This is a genomic window from Nocardiopsis potens DSM 45234 (assembly GCF_000341105.1).
Lineage (GTDB): Bacteria > Actinomycetota > Actinomycetes > Streptosporangiales > Streptosporangiaceae > Nocardiopsis_A > Nocardiopsis_A potens.
The window spans coordinates 1-19,371 of record NZ_ANBB01000062.1; the positions used below are offsets into that span (position 1 = coordinate 1).

15 protein-coding genes are annotated in these 19,371 nt (G+C 73.2%); 8 read left to right on the top strand and 7 right to left on the bottom strand.

The features are described from left to right. Nucleotides 1–355: 355 nt before the first annotated feature. Complete coding sequence (gene mftF, locus D459_RS0124455) at nucleotides 356–1,822, top strand: mycofactocin biosynthesis glycosyltransferase MftF (protein ID WP_026120729.1); 1,467 nt, start codon at nucleotides 356–358, stop codon at nucleotides 1,820–1,822. Nucleotides 1,823–1,964: 142 nt separating this feature from the next. On the opposite strand, the gene mgrA is transcribed toward mftF, so the two are convergent. Together mgrA and D459_RS0124465 are read right to left on the bottom strand one after the other, a co-directional pair. Further along, complete coding sequence (gene mgrA, locus D459_RS0124460; RefSeq protein WP_017595635.1) at nucleotides 1,965–3,044, bottom strand: L-glyceraldehyde 3-phosphate reductase; 1,080 nt, start codon at nucleotides 3,042–3,044, stop codon at nucleotides 1,965–1,967. Between the two features lie 230 nt (nucleotides 3,045–3,274). Then, nucleotides 3,275–5,335 (bottom strand): PhoX family protein, encoded by a 2,061-nt coding sequence (locus tag D459_RS0124465; protein WP_017595636.1) that lies wholly within the window; start codon nucleotides 5,333–5,335, stop codon nucleotides 3,275–3,277. Nucleotides 5,336–6,026: 691 nt separating this feature from the next. Here D459_RS0124465 and D459_RS32670 point away from each other — a divergent pair. Further along, nucleotides 6,027–6,482: an ATP-binding protein gene (locus tag D459_RS32670; protein ID WP_017595637.1), complete on the top strand. Its 456-nt coding sequence runs from the start codon at nucleotides 6,027–6,029 to the stop codon at nucleotides 6,480–6,482. A 185-nt stretch (nucleotides 6,483–6,667) separates the two neighbouring features. Here the strand turns inward: D459_RS32670 and D459_RS36255 are convergent, their stop codons facing one another. From D459_RS36255 to cmtR, 3 genes are all read right to left on the bottom strand, one after another. After that, entirely contained in the window at nucleotides 6,668–6,841 is a 174-nt protein-coding gene (locus tag D459_RS36255) for a hypothetical protein (RefSeq protein WP_017595638.1), read from the bottom strand. Between the two features lie 185 nt (nucleotides 6,842–7,026). Then, complete coding sequence (locus tag D459_RS0124480; protein ID WP_017595639.1) at nucleotides 7,027–10,263, bottom strand: efflux RND transporter permease subunit; 3,237 nt, start codon at nucleotides 10,261–10,263, stop codon at nucleotides 7,027–7,029. Nucleotides 10,264–10,727: 464 nt separating this feature from the next. Then, on the bottom strand, nucleotides 10,728–11,075 hold the full coding sequence (gene cmtR / locus D459_RS0124485; protein WP_017595640.1) for a Cd(II)/Pb(II)-sensing metalloregulatory transcriptional regulator CmtR: 348 nt from the start codon (nucleotides 11,073–11,075) through the stop codon (nucleotides 10,728–10,730). A 106-nt stretch (nucleotides 11,076–11,181) separates the two neighbouring features. On the opposite strand from cmtR, the gene D459_RS0124490 reads away from it, so the two are divergent. From D459_RS0124490 to D459_RS0124515, 6 genes are all read left to right on the top strand, one after another. After that, on the top strand, nucleotides 11,182–12,099 hold the full coding sequence (locus D459_RS0124490; protein WP_017595641.1) for a cation diffusion facilitator family transporter: 918 nt from the start codon (nucleotides 11,182–11,184) through the stop codon (nucleotides 12,097–12,099). Between the two features lie 337 nt (nucleotides 12,100–12,436). Beyond that, nucleotides 12,437–13,693 (top strand): Na+/H+ antiporter NhaA, encoded by a 1,257-nt coding sequence (gene nhaA / locus D459_RS0124495; RefSeq protein WP_017595642.1) that lies wholly within the window; start codon nucleotides 12,437–12,439, stop codon nucleotides 13,691–13,693. 147 nt (nucleotides 13,694–13,840) lie between these two features. Continuing rightward, on the top strand, nucleotides 13,841–15,253 hold the full coding sequence (locus D459_RS0124500; protein WP_017595643.1) for a TrkH family potassium uptake protein: 1,413 nt from the start codon (nucleotides 13,841–13,843) through the stop codon (nucleotides 15,251–15,253). A 49-nt stretch (nucleotides 15,254–15,302) separates the two neighbouring features. Then, nucleotides 15,303–15,971, top strand: coding sequence for a potassium channel family protein (locus tag D459_RS0124505; RefSeq protein ID WP_017595644.1), 669 nt, complete (start codon nucleotides 15,303–15,305; stop codon nucleotides 15,969–15,971). A gap of 65 nt (nucleotides 15,972–16,036) precedes the next feature. After that, a complete protein-coding gene (locus D459_RS0124510) occupies nucleotides 16,037–16,954 on the top strand; it encodes a metal ABC transporter substrate-binding protein (protein ID WP_017595645.1) in 918 nt (305 codons plus the stop codon). 223 nt (nucleotides 16,955–17,177) lie between these two features. Beyond that, nucleotides 17,178–17,411, top strand: a complete 234-nt coding sequence (locus tag D459_RS0124515) for a DUF397 domain-containing protein (protein WP_017595646.1) — start codon at nucleotides 17,178–17,180, stop codon at nucleotides 17,409–17,411. Between the two features lie 159 nt (nucleotides 17,412–17,570). On the opposite strand, the gene D459_RS0124520 is transcribed toward D459_RS0124515, so the two are convergent. After that, nucleotides 17,571–18,440: a helix-turn-helix domain-containing protein gene (locus D459_RS0124520; RefSeq protein WP_017595647.1), complete on the bottom strand. Its 870-nt coding sequence runs from the start codon at nucleotides 18,438–18,440 to the stop codon at nucleotides 17,571–17,573. Nucleotides 18,441–18,659: 219 nt separating this feature from the next. Then, nucleotides 18,660–19,253: an ATP-binding protein gene (locus D459_RS0124525; protein WP_017595648.1), complete on the bottom strand. Its 594-nt coding sequence runs from the start codon at nucleotides 19,251–19,253 to the stop codon at nucleotides 18,660–18,662. Between the last annotated feature and the right edge of the window lie 118 nt (nucleotides 19,254–19,371).

Genomic DNA, 19,371 nt, shown 5'->3' on the forward strand with positions numbered 1-19,371 from the left:
CCGCGCCCCGGCCCTACCGCTGCCGTCGCCGCCTGCTTGAACCTTCGCTCCGCGAGGCGCCGCACCCGACCGACCGGCCGGTGCCCCTCCCCGCCTTCGCCGCCCGCTTGAACCCCCGCCCCGTGAGACGCCGCGCCCGGGCAACCGCCTCCGCCCCGCCCCCACCTGCGCCGTCGCCGCCCGTCTGAACCGCCACCCCGCGAGGCGCCGCGCCCGGACGGCCACCTCCGCCCCGTCTCTGCCTCTGTCATTGCCGTGCTCTGGAGGCCGCCTCCTCTCAGGGCCTCGTGGGCCTCCCGTGGTCCTCCTTGATCGGGAAGGGTGGGCGCACAGAGCCGAGTGGGAGGAGCGCGCCGTGGTGCGGGGAGGACACGGCCGGGGCGGGCGAGTGGCGGCCGCGCCCGCCGGCGGGCCGCTGCCGGAGGGGATGCGGGTACTGCTGGACGCCGGGGTGCGGACCGCACTGGGCAGACGGATGCTGATCGGCGGGGCGCCGGTCCGGGTGGTGCGGCTCTCCGCCGCCGGGGTGCGGGCGGTCGGCCGGTGGCGGGCCGGTACGGCACCTGCCGGCGCGGCGGAGCGGGCGCTGGCCCGCCGGCTGGTCGACGGAGGGCTGGCGCACCCGGTCCCGGATCCCGCCGCGCCGCCGCCCGGAGAGGTCTGCGTCGTCGTCCCGGTCCGGGACCGGACCCGGGCGCTGGCCCTGCTGCTCGCCGCGGTCCGGGCCGACCTGCCCGGGGTCGGCGTGCTGGTCGTGGACGACGCCTCCGCCGACCGCGCGGGCACCGCCCGGGTCGCGGCCGAGCACGGCGCCCGGCTGGTCCGCCGGGAGGCCTGCGGCGGACCGGCGGCCGCGCGCAACACCGGGCTGGCCGCCTGCCGGAGCCCGTTCGTCGCCTTCCTCGACTCCGACTGCGTCCCGGAGCCCGGCTGGCTGGGGCGGCTGCTCGGACACTTCGCCGACCCCCGGGTCGGCGCGGCCGCCCCGCGGATCCTCCCCGCCCGGGACCGGTCCGGCGGCGTGCTCGCCCGGTTCGAGGCCGCACGGTCGCCGCTGGACATGGGCCCGTCCCCGGCCCGGGCCGCCCCCGGAGGCCCCGTCCCCTACGTACCGTCCGCCGCGCTCGCGGTGCGCCGGTCGGCCTGCCCGGGCGGCTTCGACCCGGGCATGCCGGTGGGCGAGGACGTGGACCTGGTGTGGCGGCTGGCCGACGCCGGGTGGGCGGTGCGCTACGACCCGGCCGCGGCGGTCCGGCACGCGCACCGGACCCGGCTCGGTCCGCTGCTCCGGCGCCGGTTCGACTACGGCACCTCGGCCGGGCCGCTCGCGCTGCGGCACGGCGCTCGGGTGGCGCCGGCGGTGGTGTCGCCGTGGAGCGGGGCGGCCGTCGCGCTGGCCGCGGCCGGGCGCCCGGCCGGCGCCGCCGCGCTGCTCGCCGCCGCGACCGCGCTGCTGGTTCATAAGACGGGACGGGCGGGCCCTGCGGTCCCGGCGGCCGAGGCGGCCCGCCTGGTCGGCCTGGGCACGCTCGGCGCGGCCCGGTGGCTGGCCGCGTCGGTGGCCCGGACGTGGTGGCCGGCCGCGGTCCCCGCCGCGCTGGCCTCCCGCCGGGCGGCGGTCCTGCTGGCGGTGGCGGCGCTCGCCCCGCCGCTGGCCGAGTGGGCCGACCGCCGCCCGGAGCTGGACCCGCTCACCTGGACCGCGCTCTGCCTGGCCGCCGACGGCGCGTACGCGGCCGGCGTCTGGACGGGCGCGTACACCTCGCGCACCCCGGTCCCGCTGCTGCCGGTACTCTCCTCCGCCCGCTCCCGAGTGCACTGACCCGGAGCGGGCGGCGCTCCGCCGACCGGGACCGGGCCGGCCCCGGGAGCGGACCGCCGAAGCACCCCGCCGCCGCAGCCCTGACGGCCCCCGGGCCGACGCCACCGGGCCGACACCGCCGGACCGGCCGCGCGGGTCCGGATCAGCCGTCGCTGGAGCGTTTCCAGATGTTGACGCCGAGTTCCTTGGCGTGTGCGTCGATCTCGGAGAGTTCGTCGGCGGTGAGCTCGGGGCCGCGTACCGCGCCGAGGCTGTCCTCCAGCTGGGCGACGCTGCTGGCACCGATGAGGACCGAGGTCACCCGGGGGTCGCGCAGCGCCCACTGCAGGGCCAGCTGGGCCAGGGTCTGGCCGCGGGCCGCCGCGATGTCGTTGAGCGACCGGATGACCGCCAGGCCCTCCTCGTCGAGCCAGTCCGGGTTGAGCGACTTGCCCAGGCTGGCCCGGGAGCCCTCCGGGACGCCGCCGAGGTACTTGCCGGTGAGCATGCCCTGGGCCAGCGGGGAGAAGGCGATGCAGCCCATTCCCTCCCGCTCCAGCGTGTCGAGCAGCCCGGTGTCCTCGATCCACCGGTTCACCATCGAGTAGGACGGCTGGTGGATCAGGAGCGGGGTGCCCAGGCCGCGCATGATCGCGGCGGCCTCGGCCGTGCGCTCCGGGGAGTAGGAGGAGATCCCCGCGTACAGCGCCTTGCCCGAGCGGACCGCGGCGTCCAGCGCGCCCATGGTCTCTTCCAGCGGGGTGTCCGGGTCGTAGCGGTGGCTGTAGAAGATGTCCACGTGGTCCAGGCCCATCCGGCCCAGCGACTGGTCCAGGCTGGCCAGGAGGTACTTGCGGGAGCCGCCGCCGCTGCCGTAGGGGCCCGGCCACATCTGGTACCCGGCCTTGGTCGAGATGATCAGCTCGTCCCGGTAGGCCCGGAAGTCCTCGCGCAGGATCCGGCCGAAGTTGAGCTCGGCCGAGCCGGGCGGCGGGCCGTAGTTGTTGGCCAGGTCGAAGTGGGTCACCCCGAGGTCGAAGGCGCGGCGCAGCACGGCGCGCTGGGTCGACAGGGCGCGGTCGTCGCCGAAGTTGTGCCACAGCCCGAGCGAGACCGCCGGGAGGTCCAGGCCGCTGCGCCCGGTGCGGCGGTAGGGCATCCGCCCGTCGTAGCGTTCGGGGTCGGCGCGGTGGACCCCGGCGCTCGGGACGTCCAGCCGCGGAATGTCGGATTCTCGCACCATGGGCCCCATCATCCCACTTCCGTCCCGGGGGCTCCGGGGCGGGCGGGGGGGACGACGGGGCCCGATGCGACGGGGCCCGGTGCGGTGCGGCGCGCCTCGGAGCGCACGCCCTCGGGCCCGGCGGGGCGGCGCCCCGCGGGGCGGCGCCCGACGGGCGCGGGAGTGCGGGCCCTCCCGCGCCGCGCGGGTCGGCTCCCGCGAGTCGGCTCACGCGGATCGGCTCCCGCAGGTCAGCTGCCGATGTGCCGGCCCTTCTCGTGCCAGATGGAGACGACCGAGGGCCGGGGGAACCCGCCCCGGTCCGGCCAGGTGCTGGTGGGCTCCTCCACCGAGCCGTCCTCGCCCGGGTGCTGCGGGGCGATGAAGAGCGTCCTGTTGTCCTCGGTGATGAACGGGCCGCAGCACTCGGCCTGCACCGGGACGGTGGCGAAGGTCTTCAGCTCGCCCTTGTACTTGCCGTGCATCGGCACCGCGTGCAGCCCGTCGTTGATCCCCAGCGCGCCGGGCTGGCCGTCGGTGGAGATCCACAGGTTGCCCTGCCGGTCGAAGGTGAGGTTGTCCGGCGCCGAGATCGGCGCGACCTTCGACTTGTCGTAGCCGGCGAAGTAGGTGCTCGGGTCGGAGGGGTCGCCGCAGACCACCGGGACGTCCCAGGTGAACTCGGTGGCGCCGGCGTCGTTGCCGGCCTCGGTGATCTCCAGGATGTGGCCGTACTTGTTGGGGCCGCGCGGGTTGGGCTCGTCGGCCTGGCCGGGCTCGCGGGCGCTGTTGTTGGTCAGCGCGCAGTACACCTTGCCGGTGACCGGGTTGGGCTCGAAGTCCTCGGGCCGGTCCATCTTGGTGGCGCCGGCCTTGTCCCCCGCGATGCGGGTGTGCACCAGGACCTCCGCGACGGTCATCCCGTCGACGTAGCTCTCCTCCTCGGTGCAGAGCGGGATCCACTCGCCGACCCCGTCGAAGGCGCCGTCGGAGGGGAGCTTCCCGGAGCCGTCGAACTCCTCGGCGGGGCTGTTGCCGGTCAGCCGGCCGACGTACAGCGTCCCCGAGTCGAGCAGGGTGTCGTTGTGCCGGCGGGAGCCCTTCCGGTACCGGTTCTTGCTGACGAACTTGTAGATGTAGTCGAAGCGCTCGTCGTCGCCCATGTAGACGGCGACCCTGCCGTCCTCGGTGAGCCGGGTGTTGGCGCCCTCGTGCTTGATCCGGCCGAGCATGGTGCGCTTGCGCGGCTTGTACTCGGGGTCGGTCGGGTCGATCTCGACCACCCAGCCGAACCGGTTCGCCTCGGTGGGGTGCTTGGACAGGTCGAAGCGCTCGTCGACCCGGTCGAAGCGGCGGTTGCCCTCGCGGGTGTCGCCCGAGACGGCGATGCCGTACCGCTTCAGCGCGGCCTTGGCCTCCTCCGGGGCGCCCTCGCCGCCGACGAAGTACTGGTTGAAGTTCTCCTCGCAGGTGAGGATGGTGCCCCAGGGGGTCATCCCGCCGGCGCAGTTGTTCAGCATGCCGAGCACCTCGGTGCCCTCCGGGTCGGCCTCGGTGCGCACCAGCGCGTCGCCCGCGGCCGGACCGGCGATCCGCATCGGGGTGGTGGCGGTGATCCGGCGGTTGAACCGGCGCTTCCCCTTGGACGGCCGCCAGCCGCCCTTGTGCTCCCGGACGATCTCCACGATCGAGCCGCCGTGCGCGGCCATCGAGACCTTGATCAGCTCCGGGTCGATGTCGGCGCCGTCGGTGTAGCCGGCGAACATCAGGTTCTCGTTGGTGTACTCGTGGTTGACCCAGAGCAGGCCGCGGTCCCGGGAGAGCTCGCGGAAGGCCACGTAGTCGCAGTTGTAGCCGAACTGCTTCTCCTGCGCCTCGGCGGTCTGGTTCTCGAAGTCGAACTCCGGGGCGCCGGGGAGCACCGGGTCGCCCCACCGGATGACGACGTTGTGCTCGTACCCCTTGGGCACCCTGACGTCGTCGGAGGTGCTCGGCGGCAGGCTGTCGAACTTCAGCCGCGGGTTGCCCTTCCCCTTGCCGCCCTTGGCCGGGGCCGCGGCGGCCGCGGCCGGGGCGCCGAGCGCGCCCAGCCCCAGGGCGGCGGCGCCGGCGCCGACCGCACCGGTGCGCAGCGCGGCCCGGCGGGAGACCATTCGGCTGAACACGTCGCCGAAGTAGGGGTTGTCACTGGTGTTGGGGGCGTCGTGGAAGCAGGCGTAGCCGCAGCGGAAGCGGCAGGTGGCCGCCGTTCTTCCTCCGCCGACGGGGCCGGCCAGTGGAAGGCTGCGGCGGTGGGGCGCGGATCCGGGCACCGATGTCCTCCTGTTTTGCGCGGGGATCGTCACCCGGGTCCGCCGCCGGAGCGGCCGCCCCGGGCCGTCACGACCATGGCGAACACGGCGCTCCCGAGAGTTAACCCGCGGTGAACGCGCCGCCAACTCCCTGGCACGCGTTTCCCCTGCGACCATCTTCTCGATCACACTGTCCGCACAGCGTAGTGGCGTTCCACCGCAAAGTAACGGATGTCCCCACTCGACACCAGGGGGGCGAGCGGCCCTTGTTCGGGGGCGGCGTCCGCCCCGGTGTACGGGCGGCGCCGCTCCCGACGATCGGACGGCGCCCCCTCCCGGCTTGGGAGGGCACCGCTCCCGGCCACCCCTCCCGGTGCGGCGGCGGCCCCGCCCCGCCGCACCTCCCCCGATGCGGAGAAACCGCACGTCGGCGCGGTTCCACCGCACCTACCCGACCCCGCCGGATTCACCGGAGGTCAGCGAGCGTATTCTGTCCGTGGATTCGCGTCTCTCACGATTCGGGACCGCCCTTCCCCACCGGCGGCCCGCACCGACAAGTCCACACCGTCCCCCATGATCGAGCGGTCCTCGGCCGATCCCCTCGCGCCGTGACCCGCGCCCGGCATCGGACGCCGCCCGGCGAGGAACCGCTCGCGCTGCGCCCCGTGTCCGGGCAACGATCCACCCGTCCACCGATCGTCCGGCGAAGACCATGACAGAGCACACCCTCCCGCCCGATGTCCTGGGGGCACCGACCAGACGGAGATTCCCCGGTCTCGCCCACCAGGTCAAGCACGCACGGCGATTCGTCGAGCGGCTGCTCGCCGCCTCGCCCGAACTGACCACGGCGACCCTGCTCACCAGCGAGCTCGCCACCAACGCCGTCACCCACAGCGCCTCCGGCTCGCCCGGCGGGAAGTTCGAGGTGACCGTCTACCGCGGGCCCGGCCGGGCCCGGGTGGAGGTGCGCGACCTCGGCGGCTCCGAGCAGCCCCGCGCCCAGCACAACGACCCCTGCGACATCACCGAACACGGGCGCGGCCTCGACCTGGTCGAGGCGCTCGCCTCGGCCTGGGGCTCCGACGACCGCTCCGACGGGCTCGGCCGCATGGTCTGGTTCGAGCTCGCCTGGGACCCGGCCGACGAGGGCCCGGAACCGCTCCCCTGAGGGGCGGCGCGCCCGCTCCCCTCCGCCCGCTCCCGCCTCTGTGTTGATCTTGGACTTATCGACCGGTCCCGGTCCGCGGACCTGTACAGGCGAGCGCTCCTCGACCGGTCGATAAGTCCAAGATCAACACGGGGGTACCGGGGCCGGGCAGGCCCCCTGCCTCCGGTACCGTCCTGCGGGGTCCGCTATTCGCCCTCCTTCACGCCGTCGGCGTCCTCGGCTCCGCCGCTCTCCGGTGCGGGCGCCGGCAGCCGGTACTTCTCGTACAGCAGGCGCGCGTAGTCCTTGGCCTCCTGCGACGGTTCCTCGCCGAGTTCCTCTCGGACCAGGTCGTCCAGGTCCCTCTCCTTGCCATCCATAAAGTGCAGCTTGCCTTCCGCGGCACCGGATCACAAATCGGCGCGGCGGGCATATCGCGTGCTCAGAGGTGCTTTCTGCGGTCATTGGCGGCGCTTCCCCAGCGCACAGCGGTGCCGCGCGGGAAAACCCGCGCGGCACCGGGTGGGAAGTGATCCCCGCCCCGTTCACCGGGGCGGGGGCGGACTCAGTCGACCTCGGCCGGCGACTCCTCGCGCTCCCCGCGCTCCTCGTCCTTGGCGTGCCTGCCGGCGTGCTCCCGGCGGGCGTCGGCCAGCGCGGCCTCCCGCTTGGCGGCGCGCCGCTTGGCGCGGCGCTCCTTGCGGCCCTCCGCCATGGTGTAGAGCACCGGCACCAGGATCAGCGTGAGCAGCGTCGAGGTGAACAGGCCGCCGATGACCACCAGCGCCAGCGGCTGCGAGACGAACGCCCCGCCGCCGGTGATGCCCAGCGCCATCGGGGTCAGCGCGCCCATGGTGGCCAGCGCGGTCATCAGGATCGGGCGCAGCCGGTGCCGCGAGCCCTCCACGACCGCCTCGCGCAGCTCCATCCCCTGCGCCCGGTACTGGTTGACCAGGTCGATCAGGACGATGGCGTTGGTGACCACGACGCCGATCAGCATCAGCAGGCCGATCATCGCCGGCAGGCCCAGCGGCTGGCCGGTGAGCATCAGCAGGCCGAGCGAGCCGGTGGCCGCGAACGGGATCGACACCAGCAGGATGAACGGCTGGATCAGGCTCTTGAAGGTGGCCACCATGATCAGGTAGACGATGACCACCGCGGCCAGCATGGCCAGCCCGAGCTGCCCGAAGGCCTCGGTCTGGTCGGCGCTGACGCCGCCGATCTCGGCGCTCGCGCCCTCCGGCAGGTCCAGCCGGTCCAGCGCCTGGGTGAGCTCCGCGCTGACCTTGCCGAGGTCGTCGGCGGTCGGCGAGGCGGACACGGTCGCGCTGGTCACGCCGCCGGTGCGGTGCAGCTCCGGCGCCTGCATGACCTCTTCGACGTCGGCCACCTCGGACAGCTCGACGGTGCCGCCGGCCGGCGCGGCGATCTCCAGGTCCTCCAGCTCGGCCACGGTCTCCGGGCGGTCCTCCACCCGGACCACCATGTCCCGCTGCCGGTTCTCGACGGTGGCGGTGCCGACCGTCGCGCCCTGGAAGGCGTCGCTGACCGCCTGGCCGATCTGCCCCTCGGTGAGGCCCTCCTCGGCGGCGGCCTCGCCGTCGACCCGCACCTCCAGCGCGGGCATCTCGGCGGCGATGCTGTTCTGCACGTCGGCGGCGCCGTCAATGCCGGCGACGGCCTCCTCGACCTGGCCGGCGGCCTCCTTGAGGGTCTCCGGGTCGTCCGCGGTGACCTCGACCTCCAGCCCGGCGGTGCCGCCGGCGTCGGCCAGCGCCACCTCGGAGTCGGTGTCGATCTCGGTGAAGGCCTGGCGCAGCTTCTCCTTGTAGACCTCCTGGTCGCCCTCGGGGTCGGTGGTGATGGTGTACTGCGTGGCGCCGGCGCCGCCGCCCATCATCGCCGCCATCGGGTCGCCCCCGCCGACCGAGGCCTGGTAGGACTCGACCCAGGAGAGGCCTTCCAGCTTCTTCTCGACCTTCGCCGCCTCGGCGTCGGCCTCCTCCACCGAGGTGCCGACCGGCAGCTCCTGGGTGGCCTGGTAGGTGTTCTGCCCCTGGTCGCCGAGGAAGTTGGTCTTCAGCAGCGGGCTGAACGCCATCCCGACGGTGCCGATGAGCAGCACCAGCGACGCGGCCAGGGTGAGGAAGCGGTGCCGGGTCGCCCAGCGGATCACCGGCATGTAGGCGCGGGCGAGCGGCGCGTTGAGCTCGCGCCGGTTCTCCTCGGCGCGGACCCGCTCGGCCTCCTCCGGCGGGACCGGGCTGGTCTTCATGAACCAGTAGGCCAGCACCGGGATGATGGTCAGCGAGACCAGCAGCGAGACGGCCAGCGCCAGGCTGACGGTGACCGCGAACGGCCGGAACAGCTCGCCGACCATGCCGCCGACGAAGCCGACCGGAAGGAAGACCGCGATGGTGGTCAGCGTGGAGGAGGTGATCGCGACGGAGACCTCCTTGACGCCGGTGAAGACCGCGGTGAACTTGTCCTCGCCGTAGCCGAGGTGCCGCTTGATGTTCTCCAGCACCACGATGGAGTCGTCGACCACCCGGCCGATGGAGACCGTGATCGCGCCCAGGGTCAGGATGTTCAGGCTGTAGTCGAACACCTGCATGCCGATCATGGTGATCAGCAGGGACACCGGGATGGAGACCGCGGAGACCAGGGTGGAGCGGACCGACAGCAGGAAGACCAGGATGACGGCGACCGCGGCGATCAGGCCGAGCCCGCCCTCCTCCAGCATCGCGACGATGGAGTCGTTGATGTAGGGCGCCTGGTCGAACACGACGGTGATGTCGCCGTCCTCGCCGAGCATCGGCTTGAGGTCGTCCAGCTTCTCCTGGACCTCCTCGGAGATCTCGACGGTGTTGCCCTCGGGCGTCTTGGTGATCATCACGCCGAGGCTGGGGTCGCCGTCGGTCCGGGTGATGGTGGTGCTCTCGTCCTGGACCAGCTCGACGTCGGCGACCTCGGAGAGCCGGACCGGCTCCGGTGCGGCCGGGGCCGCCCCCGGGAGGCCGGCCGCGCCCGCGGCGCCGCCCTGGGCGCCCGCGGCGCCGGCGGGCATCAGCCAGATGTCCTCGACGTCCTCCAGCGACTCCAGCTTGCCGCCGGTGGTCACGGTGAGGGTGCGGCCGTCCTCGGTGATGTCGCCGCCCGGCGACATCACGCCGCTGGACTGCAGCGCGGTGGTGAGGTCGGCGGAGGTCAGCCCGGCGTCGGCCAGCTCGTCCTCGTCCGGGGTGATGGTGACCTTGGAGTCCACCACGCCGGTGAGCAGCGCGGCGCGCACCCCGTCGATCGATTCCAGCTCCGGGATGACCTGCTCGCGCAGCGGTTCGGCGAGCGCCTGGGCGTCGCCGTCACCGGCGCCGGCGGCGAGCATCACCACCGGCATGTCGTCCATGCTGAACGACTGCACGGTGGGGTCGACGTCGTCGGGCAGCGCGGCCTGCGCCTGGTCGACCGCCTTCTGCACGTCGCGCACCACGTCGTCGGTGCTGTCGCCGTAGTCGAACTCGGCGACCACCTGGGCGCTGCCGGTGGAGGAGGTGGAGCTGTAGGAGGTGATGCCGGCGACGCCCTTGACCGCCTGCTCCAGCGGCTCGGTCACCTCATCCTCGATGACCTGCGGCGACGCCCCCTGGTACTGGGCGCCGACCATGACCATCGGCAGCTCCATCGAGGGCATCAGCTCGCGCTTGGCCGATCCGGCCGCGATCACGCCGAAGACCAGCGCCGACAGCGTGATGAGCAGGATGAGCGCGCGGTTGCCCAGGGAGATCTTGGCGAGCCGGTTCACCGCGCGCCTCCGCTCCGGGTCGCGCCCGGTGCCGGGCGGTGGCCTGGGTGGTCGCCAAGGGGATTCTTGGCAGATGTGGACATCAGGGGCGTACTCCTCGAAGGAATGGATCGCGCTGCGGTCGGCGCCGCCGCTGAGGGCGGCGCGAAGTCGGTCCCCCCGCGAGCAGAGACGGGGCGCGGGGTCGTTACCGGGCACGCAAAACACACGATACTTCGCGTCTCACCGCGAGGGCAGACGAGTAGGCCCGAATTCAGGGTGCTGTCAGGGGTCTGTCAGTGGAATGTCAGGGCGGCCGCTAGCGGCCGCCGCGGAACGCGGCGGAGCAGCGGTGCGTCCGGGGCGGTGCCCGCACGGGGCCGCCCAGGGCCGCTCGGCGGGGGGCGGCGCCGCGGCACGGCGCGGTCCGGTGCGGCGCGGTGCGCCGGTCCGCGCGGCCGGGCCCGCCGGGACCGGGGGTCCGGTCAGCCGGCCGCGACCGGGGTGCTCTCCCCCGGCGGCACGTGCTCCTGGGCGACCCCCCAGACCACGCCGAGCAGGTCCTCCAGCGCGTGCGCGAGGGAGGCGTCGACCAGCTCGTAGCTGACCTGGCGGCCCTGCTGGCGGCCGTTGACCAGGCCGCATTCGCGCAGGCAGGCAAGGTGATTCGAAACATTCTGCCGGGTAAGACCCAACTGGTCCGCCAGCTTGGCCGGGTGGCCCGGCCCGTCCAGCAGGGCCAGCAGCAGCCGGCACCGCGTGGGGTCGGCGAGCGCCCGCCCGAGGCGCTGGATGGCGGACAGGCGCTGCTCCGAGGTCAACATGATAACCATTGTACATTGTTTGCTTTATAGACAGTCTTCGCTGTATAAACAGTGACGACTGAACTGTTCTCGTGCCGTTCCGCGCCGGCCGACGTCGTTTCCTCGGGAGGATTCCATGGGAGTCGGACATGGCCACGGCCACCCGCCGGCCACGGCGGGCGCCGCCTACCGCGGCAGACTGGCCGTCGTCCTCGGCCTGATGCTGGCCGTGGCGGTCGTCCAGGTCACCGGTGCCGCGTTCTCCGGCAGCCTGGCCCTGCTCGCCGACGCCGGGCACACCGTCACCGACTCCGCGGGCGTGATGCTCGCGCTGTTCGCGGTCTGGATCGCCGGGCGGCCGCCGAACCCGAAGCGCACCTTCGGCCTGCAGCGCGCCGAGGTGCTGGCCGCCGCGGCCAACGCGCTCCTGCTCTTCCTGCTGTGCGCGTTCATCGCCTACGAGGCGATCGAGCGGCTCACCGAGCCGCGGCACGTGGCCGGCCCCTGGGTGGTCGCGGTCGCCGCCTTCGGCCTGGCCGCCAACATCGTCGCGCTGCTCATCCTCCGCTCCGGCCAGCAGGAGAGCATCAACGTGCGCGGCGCCTACCTGGAGGTCCTCGGCGACGCACTGGCCTCGGTCGGGGTGATCATCGGCGGCGCCGTCATCTGGCTCACCGGCTGGTCCCAGGTGGACACCGCGGTCTCGCTGATCATCCTGGCGATCATCGTCCCGCGCGCCTGGGGACTGCTCCGCGAAGCGGTGCACGTCCTGCTGGAGGCCACCCCGCGCGGGGTGGACCTGGACGAGGTGCGCACGCACATCCTGCGCGAACCCGGCGTCATCGACGTGCACGACCTGCACGCCTGGACCATCACCTCGGGCGTTCCGGTGCTCTCCGCGCACGTCGTCGTCGAGGAGGGGCACCTGGAGCACAGCGGCCGGATGCTCGACCGGCTGCACGCCTGCCTGGACGGCCACTTCGACGTGGAGCACTCCACCCTCCAGCTGGAGCCGGCCGGCCACGCCGAACACGAGGGCGCCCGGCACCACTGAGCCCCGCCCCGCATGGTGGCCTCGGCGCCGCGGCCCTGCCGGAGCGCTCCGGCAGGGCCGCGGCGCCACGGTCGCCGTGCGCGTGGGGGGCTCCCGCCGGCGCGGTGGAGGTCCGATGGTCCGACCCCACCGATCCGGGAGTATCCTCGGACCCGCTGAACAGCGGCTGAGCTCGCATCCCGCGGTCCCCGGACCGGGATCCGGCGGTTCCGGCCCCGGCCTCCGCCGGGCCCGCGGAGGACCGTGGGACCCTGGGTTCCGTCGGGCGCCGCGGCGTGCCCGGCCACCGGTGCCCCGGCACCGGAACCGCCACCGGACCGTGCAGGGGGAGCGCTCCATGACCATCGAACGCCGCGGCCTGAGAGGCCTCGCGGACTGGCTCCGCGAGGACGTCGTCGCAGGATTCCTGCTGATCGCCGGGGCCGCGGTCGCGCTGGTGTGGGCCAACTCCCCGGCCGGCGCCGGCTACGAGGCGCTGCGCGGGTTCACCTTCGGCCCGGCCGCCCTGCACCTGGAGCTGTCCGTGCAGGCCTGGGCCTCCGACGCGCTGCTGGCGGTGTTCTTCTTCGTCGTCGGCAACGAGCTCAAGCAGGAGTTCGTCCACGGCGAACTGCGCAACCCCCGGCGCGCGGTGCTGCCGATCGTCGCCGCGCTGGCCGGCATGGCGGTGCCCGCCGTCATCTACACCCTGGTGAACCTGCACCGCCCGGAGGCCCTGCACGGCTGGGGCATCCCGATGGCCACCGACATCGCCTTCGCCGTCGCCATCCTCGCGGTGATCGGCCGCTACCTCCCGCCCGCGCTGCGCACCTTCCTGCTCACCCTGGCCATCGTGGACGACCTGGGCGCGATCGTGGTCATCGCGGTCTTCTACACCGACCACGTGTCGTTCGCCCCGCTGCTCGGCGCGATCGCGCTGCTCGCCGTCTTCGGCTACCTGCAGCGCGGCCGCGGGCTCGCCGCCCGGTTGAACGCCTCCGCGCTGCCCAACTGGGCGGTCTACCTCCCGCTGGCCGCGGCGACCTGGACGCTGCTGCACGCCAGCGGGGTGCACGCCACCATCGCGGGCGTCGCGATGGGCCTGCTGATGCGGACCGTCCCGCTCGACGGCGAGACGCAGAGCCCGTCCCACGCGGTGGAGCACGCCATCCGCCCGTGGAGCAACGCCGTGGTGCTGCCGGTGTTCGCGCTGATGTCGGCCGGCGTGGTGTTCACCGGCTTCGACACCATCCTCTCCGACAGCGCGGCGGTCGGCGTCATCCTCGGCCTGGTCGTCGGCAAGCTGGTCGGCATCTTCGGCGGCTCCTGGCTCACCACCAAGCTGACCTCGGCGGAGCTGAGCCCCTCGCTGCACTGGATCGACATCGCCGGGATGGCGCTGCTGGCCGGGATCGGCTTCACCGTCTCGCTGCTGATCACCGAGCTCTCCTTCACCGACCTGCAGATGGTGGAGGACGCCAAGTCCGGGGTGATCATCGCCTCGCTGCTGGCGACCGCGCTCTCCGCGGTCGTGCTCGGCATCCGCAGCGCCCACTACCGCAAGCACGGCCTGCCCGTCCGCGAACCCGAGCCGGGGACCGGGACCCCGGACTGACCCGCCCCCGGGCCGACACGGCCGCCGGAGCCGTGGCGGCCCGGGCGGGCACGCGGTTTCATGGTGGCGCGGAACCGCTCTCGACGCCCCTCCGTCGAACGCGGGCGGACAGCGGGGCGAGGACCAGGACGGAACGACGACGCGGACATGCAACGACGAACATCCGCCCTGCGCGGACTCCTCACCCGAGGCTCCCGGCGCCTGCGCCGCCCCCCGCAGAGCGCGCCCTCGCGCGGCCTGTGGCGGCGGCCGGCCAGCGTCTTCCTGCTGCTGATCATCATCGTCGACCTGATCGGCGCCGGCCTGCTGACCCTGCCCGCCGCGCACGCCGAGGGGCACGGGCTCGGCTTCACCGACGCGCTGTTCACCTCGACCTCGGCGCTCATGGTCTGCGGGCTGGCCGTGATCGACCTGGGCGCCGACCTCTCCCTGTTCGGCCAGGTCGTGGTGCTGGTGCTGATCCAGGTCGGCGGCATCGGCATCATGGCGCTGGCCTCGCTGCTCGGCGTCGCGGTGCTGCACCGGTTCGGCCTGCGGATGCGGCTCACCCTGCAGACCGAGACCCGGATCATGCAGGTGGGCGACGTGCGCGGCCTGGTCCGCCGGATCATCCTGGTCAGCCTGGCCTGCGAGGCGGTCGTCGCCCTGCTGCTCGCCCCGCGGCTCTGGCTGGTGCACGGCGAGGAGCTCCCGGACGCGCTGTACCTCGCGGTGTTCCACGCGATCTCGGCGTTCAACAACGCCGGCCTGGCGCTCTACCCGGACAGCCTGGTCCGGTTCGCCGCCGACCCGGTGATGCTGCCCGCGGTCGCGATCGCCTCCGTCATCGGCGGCCTGGGCTTCCCCGTGCTGCTGGAGCTCCGCCGGCACCTGCACCACCACCGCCGGTGGAGCCTGCACGCCAAGCTGACCCTCGTCACCACCGCGCTGCTCTACTTCGGCGGGGCGGCGGCGGTGACCCTGCTGGAGTGGACCAACCCCGCGACCCTGGGCGGGATGCCCTGGTGGCAGCGGGTGCTGGACGGCTCCTTCCACGGCGTGATGCCGCGCAGCGGCGGGTTCAACGTGGTCGACGTGGGCGCGATGAACGAGGCGACGCTGCTCGTCATCATGATGCTGATGTTCGTCGGCGGCGGCAGCGCGGGGACCGCCGGCGGCATCAAGGTGGCCACCCTGGCCGTCATCTTCCTCGTCGTCTGGGCGGAGATCCGCGGCCACCCCAACGTGCACGTGTTCGGCCGGAAGCTCGCCCCGGAGGTGATCCGCCAGTCGCTGAGCCTGCTCTTCCTCTCCATGACCGTGGTGGTGGCCTCCACCGTGCTGCTGCTCAGCACCACCCCCTTCGACCTGGTCCCGGTCATGTTCGAGGTCATCTCGGCCAGCGGCGTGGTGGGGCTGTCCACCGGGATCACCGCCGACCTCCCGGCCTGGGCGCACGTCCTGCTGACCGTGCTGATGCTGGCCGGCCGGGTCGGCCCGGTCACCTTCGCCGCCGCGCTGGCCCTGCGGGAGCGGACCCGGCGCTACGACTTCCCGGTCTCCCGCCCCATCATCGGTTAGAACAGCGCTCCGCCACCGCGCGGAGCCCGAAACCATAAGGAGTCCTCCGGTGCCCCGCAGCAAAACCGACGACAAGCGGGTCCTGGTCATCGGCCTGGGCCGGTTCGGCAGCTCACTCGCCCTGGAGCTGGTCGCGCACGGCTGGGAGGTGCTGGGCATGGACTCCAGCCCGCGCCTGGTCCAGACCTTCGCCGACTCGCTCACCCACACCGTCGTCGCCGACGCCACCGACGAGGAGGCCCTGCGCCAGGTCGACGCGCAGGACTTCAACCGGGCGGTGGTCGCCATCGGCACCCACCTGGAGGAGAGCATCCTGGCCACCTCGCTCCTGGTGGACATGGGCGTCCCGCACATCTGGGCGAAGGCGATCAGCCGCCGGCACGGCCGCATTCTGCAGCAGGTCGGCGCGCACCACGTGGTCCTGCCCGAGCACGACATGGGCGAGCGGGTGGCGCACCTGCTCTCCGGGCGGATGCTGGACTACGTCGAGATCGAGGAGGGCTTCGCGCTGGGCAAGACCCGGGCGCCCAACTCGCTCATCGGCAAGCGCCTCGGCGACACCCGGGTGCGGGCCCGGTACGGCATCACCGTGGTCAGCATCAAGCGGCACGGCGAGGAGTTCACCTACGCCACCGAGGACACAGTTCCGCAGAAGGGCGACGTGATCGTGGTCGCCGGGCGGACCTCGCACGTGGAGCGGTTCGCCGAGGTGAGCTGAGCTCCGGGGAATGCGGACGAACCGCACAAATTGACAACCGTTTTCATTTTCCCGATGATGGGTGCATGAGAACTGGGAAGTCGGTCAAGATCGCCGCGGCCTGCACCGCGGGCCTGCTGCTCGCCGCCGGGTGCGGCTCCGGGGACGGGGGCTCGGGGCAGGGCGGGGGCGGTCCGGCGATCGTCACCGGGGTCTACCCCCTGCAGTGGCTCGCCGAGCAGGTCTCCGGCGACCCGGGCTCGGTGAGCAACCTGACCGAGCCGGGCGCCGAGCCGCACGACCTGGAGCTGACCGGCCGGCAGACCGGCGAGGTCGCCGACGCCGACGTCGTCTTCTACGTCTCCGGCCTGCAGCCGGCGGTGGACGACGCGGTCGGCCAGGTCGGCGCCGAGGGCGCCCTGGACGTGGCCGACCTGGTCGACCTCCGCCCCGCCGCCGAGGAGGAGGAGCACGACCACGGCGAGCTCGACCCGCACATGTGGCTGGACACCGGGCTGATGGCGGAGGCCGCCGACGGCCTGGCCGACCGGCTCGCCGAGGTCGACCCGGACGGCGCCGAGGAGTACCGGGCCAACGCCGAGCGGGTCCGCACCGAGCTGGAGGAGATCGGCGCCGAGTACGACGAGGGCCTCGCCCGGTGCGACAGCCGCACCCTGGTGGTCAACCACGCCGCGTTCGGCTACCTGGCCGCCGCCCACGACCTGGAGCAGCTCAGCGTCTCCGGCATCGACCCCGAGTCCGAGCCCTCCCCGGCCCGCATCGCCGAGGTCGCCGACCTGGTCGAGGAGCACGACGTCACGACCGTGTTCACCGAGACCCTGGTGAGCCCCGCGGTGGCCGAGACCATCGCCGACGAGGCCGGCGCGGAGACCGCGGTGCTCGATCCGCTGGAGGGGATCACCGACGAGTCCCCCGGCGACGACTACCCCTCCGTGATGCGCGGCAACCTGGAGTCGCTCCGCGGCGGCCTCGGCTGCTCCTGACCCCCGCCCCGCCGCACCGGCGACGGGCCCCGCCACCCCGGCGGGGCCCTTTTTCGTGCAATCCCGCTCCCGTTCCTGCACGCACTTACAAGCCGCCTACTTCTGGAGAAAGCACCCCTCGCGCCGGATGCACGTGCGCTATCCTGATCAAAGTACGGTGCTAATGCACGTGCATAAGCACGTGAGGTAGCCGCACCCACCGGAAGAAGGAGGATCGCACCAGATGAGCGCTTACAACGGCATCGCCGCGTCCGAGCTGCACAACGTCGCCTGGCAGAAGAGCCGGCGGAGCAATTCGCGCGGTTCCTGCGTGGAGATGGCCAAGCTCCCCGACGGCTCGATCGCGATGCGCAACTCCCGTTTCCCCACCGGCCCGGCCCTGGTCTACACCCAGGCCGAGATCGACGCCCTGATCCTGGGCGCCAAGGACGGCGACTTCGACAACCTGCTCAGCTGAGAACCGGCTCCACGGAATAGACCGCCGCCCCGACCGGGGCGCGGAGGGCGCGGATCGGCTCTGCCGGGGGGAACGGGCCCATTGGGGGGACACCGCCCCGCCCCGCTGCACACCGGGGCGGGGTGTTCTGCTTTCCGGGCCGGACCGGCTGCGGCCGGCTCAGAACTCGTCGACCATCTCCTTGAGGAGGTTCTTGGTCTCCCCCGGAGGCCGGGCGATGACGCTCAGCTTCTCCATCGCCATCGTGTAGGCGTCGACCTCCTGGCGCTTGTCCAGGCAGAGCGAGCCGGTGAGGTGCTCCAGGTAGATGATGTCGGACAGCTCGAAGTCCGGGTAGCGCAGGATGGTGAACGACCCGGCCTCGGCCGCGTGCGCACCGGCGCTGAACGGGACGATCTGCAGGGTGATGTTGGGGTGGTCGCAGAGCTCGACCAGGCGCTCCATCTGCCGGCGCATCAGCTCGGCCCCGCCCACCGGGCGCCGGACGGCGGCCTCGTCGAGGATCGCCCAAAGCTTCACCTCCGGGTCGTCGAGCCGCTCCTGGCGCTGCATGCGCACCCGGACCCGGTCCTCGGTGGCCTGGTCCCGCAGGCCGACGCCGCCGGTGATCACGGCCTCGGCGTACTCCTGGGTCTGCAGCAGCCCGTGGATGAACTGCGCCTCGTAGACCCGGATCCTGCTGGCCGCCTCCTCCAGGCCGACGTAGACCTGGAACCAGTTGGGCAGCGCCTCGCCGTACTGCTGCCACCAGCCGGGCCTGTTGGTGTCCCGGGCCATCTGCGCCAGCGTCCGGATGAGCTCCTTGTCCTCCACCTTGTAGAGCAGGAGCAGGTCCTCGACGTCGCGGGACTTGAAGCCGACCCGGCCCAGCTCCATCCGGCTGATCTTGGACTCCGAGCCGCGGATGTGGTGGCCCGCCTCGCCCCGGGAGACGCCCGCCTTCTCGCGGTACTTGCGCAGCTCCGAACCGAGCAGCATCCTGCGGACGGTGGGCCCGGCGCCCTTCTTGATACGAGCGATGCCGCTCATGACCGCTGCCTCCCCACCCTTCGTCGGACGCTCCGGCCGACCCCTCCGTCGCGGCCGCCACCGGTGCGGTGGAACTCAGTCCTGCACCCACCCACGATAGCGCCGCCGCGGACGGCCGTTCAGGCGGCACGTCCGCGAGCAGGGGGCCCACCCCACCGTCGGCCGGGGGCCGCCCGCTCCGCTCGGACGGGACCGGGAGGCCGGTCCGCCCGGCGGCGGTCAACCGAACAGAGCCCAGACGTACTTGCCGCACGGAGGCGTGAGCACCACCCCCCAGCTGCGGGAAAAGCAGTCCACGAGGTGCAGGCCGCGGCCGGTCTCCAGCATGAGGTCGGGCTCGCGGGGGGCCGGGACCCGCTCGCCGGGGTCGTGCACGGCGCAGACGACCTCGCCATCGCGACGAAGCAGGCGAACCCGGATAACGTTCCCATATCCGTAGGAGAGCACGTTCACCGCGGCCCCGGACGGCAGCCCGTGCCGCAGCGCATTGGTGACGAGCTCGGAGAGGACCAGTTCGACGCCGCCGGCGGCCTCGGACAGCCCCCAGTCGCCGAGGAGCTCCGAGCCGAGCCGGCGGGCCGCCGCAGGGGCGCCCTGGTCCGCGGGCAGCTCGAAGAGCACGTCCTCGATCCGGCGCACCGGTGCGCCGTCGACCGGGACCGGGGCGCGCAGCGCCGACGTCCACCAGGCCCCGCGCCCGCCCCCCGGGGTGCGGGCCGCGGGGAGTGGCAGGGCCTCCCCGTCGTCGCCCGCCGCCCGGGCCCCCGCCGCCGCCCGCCCGCTCGGCGCGCCTTCGAGTGACGGTCCGCTCACCGCGATCCCCTCGCAGTCGTGTCGTTTCACGGCCCCTCTGTCGGGAGCCTGCCGAACACGCTCGGCACCTGCCGTCGAGGTGCTCCGCGCACGACCCATATGCACGTGCATCTTCCTC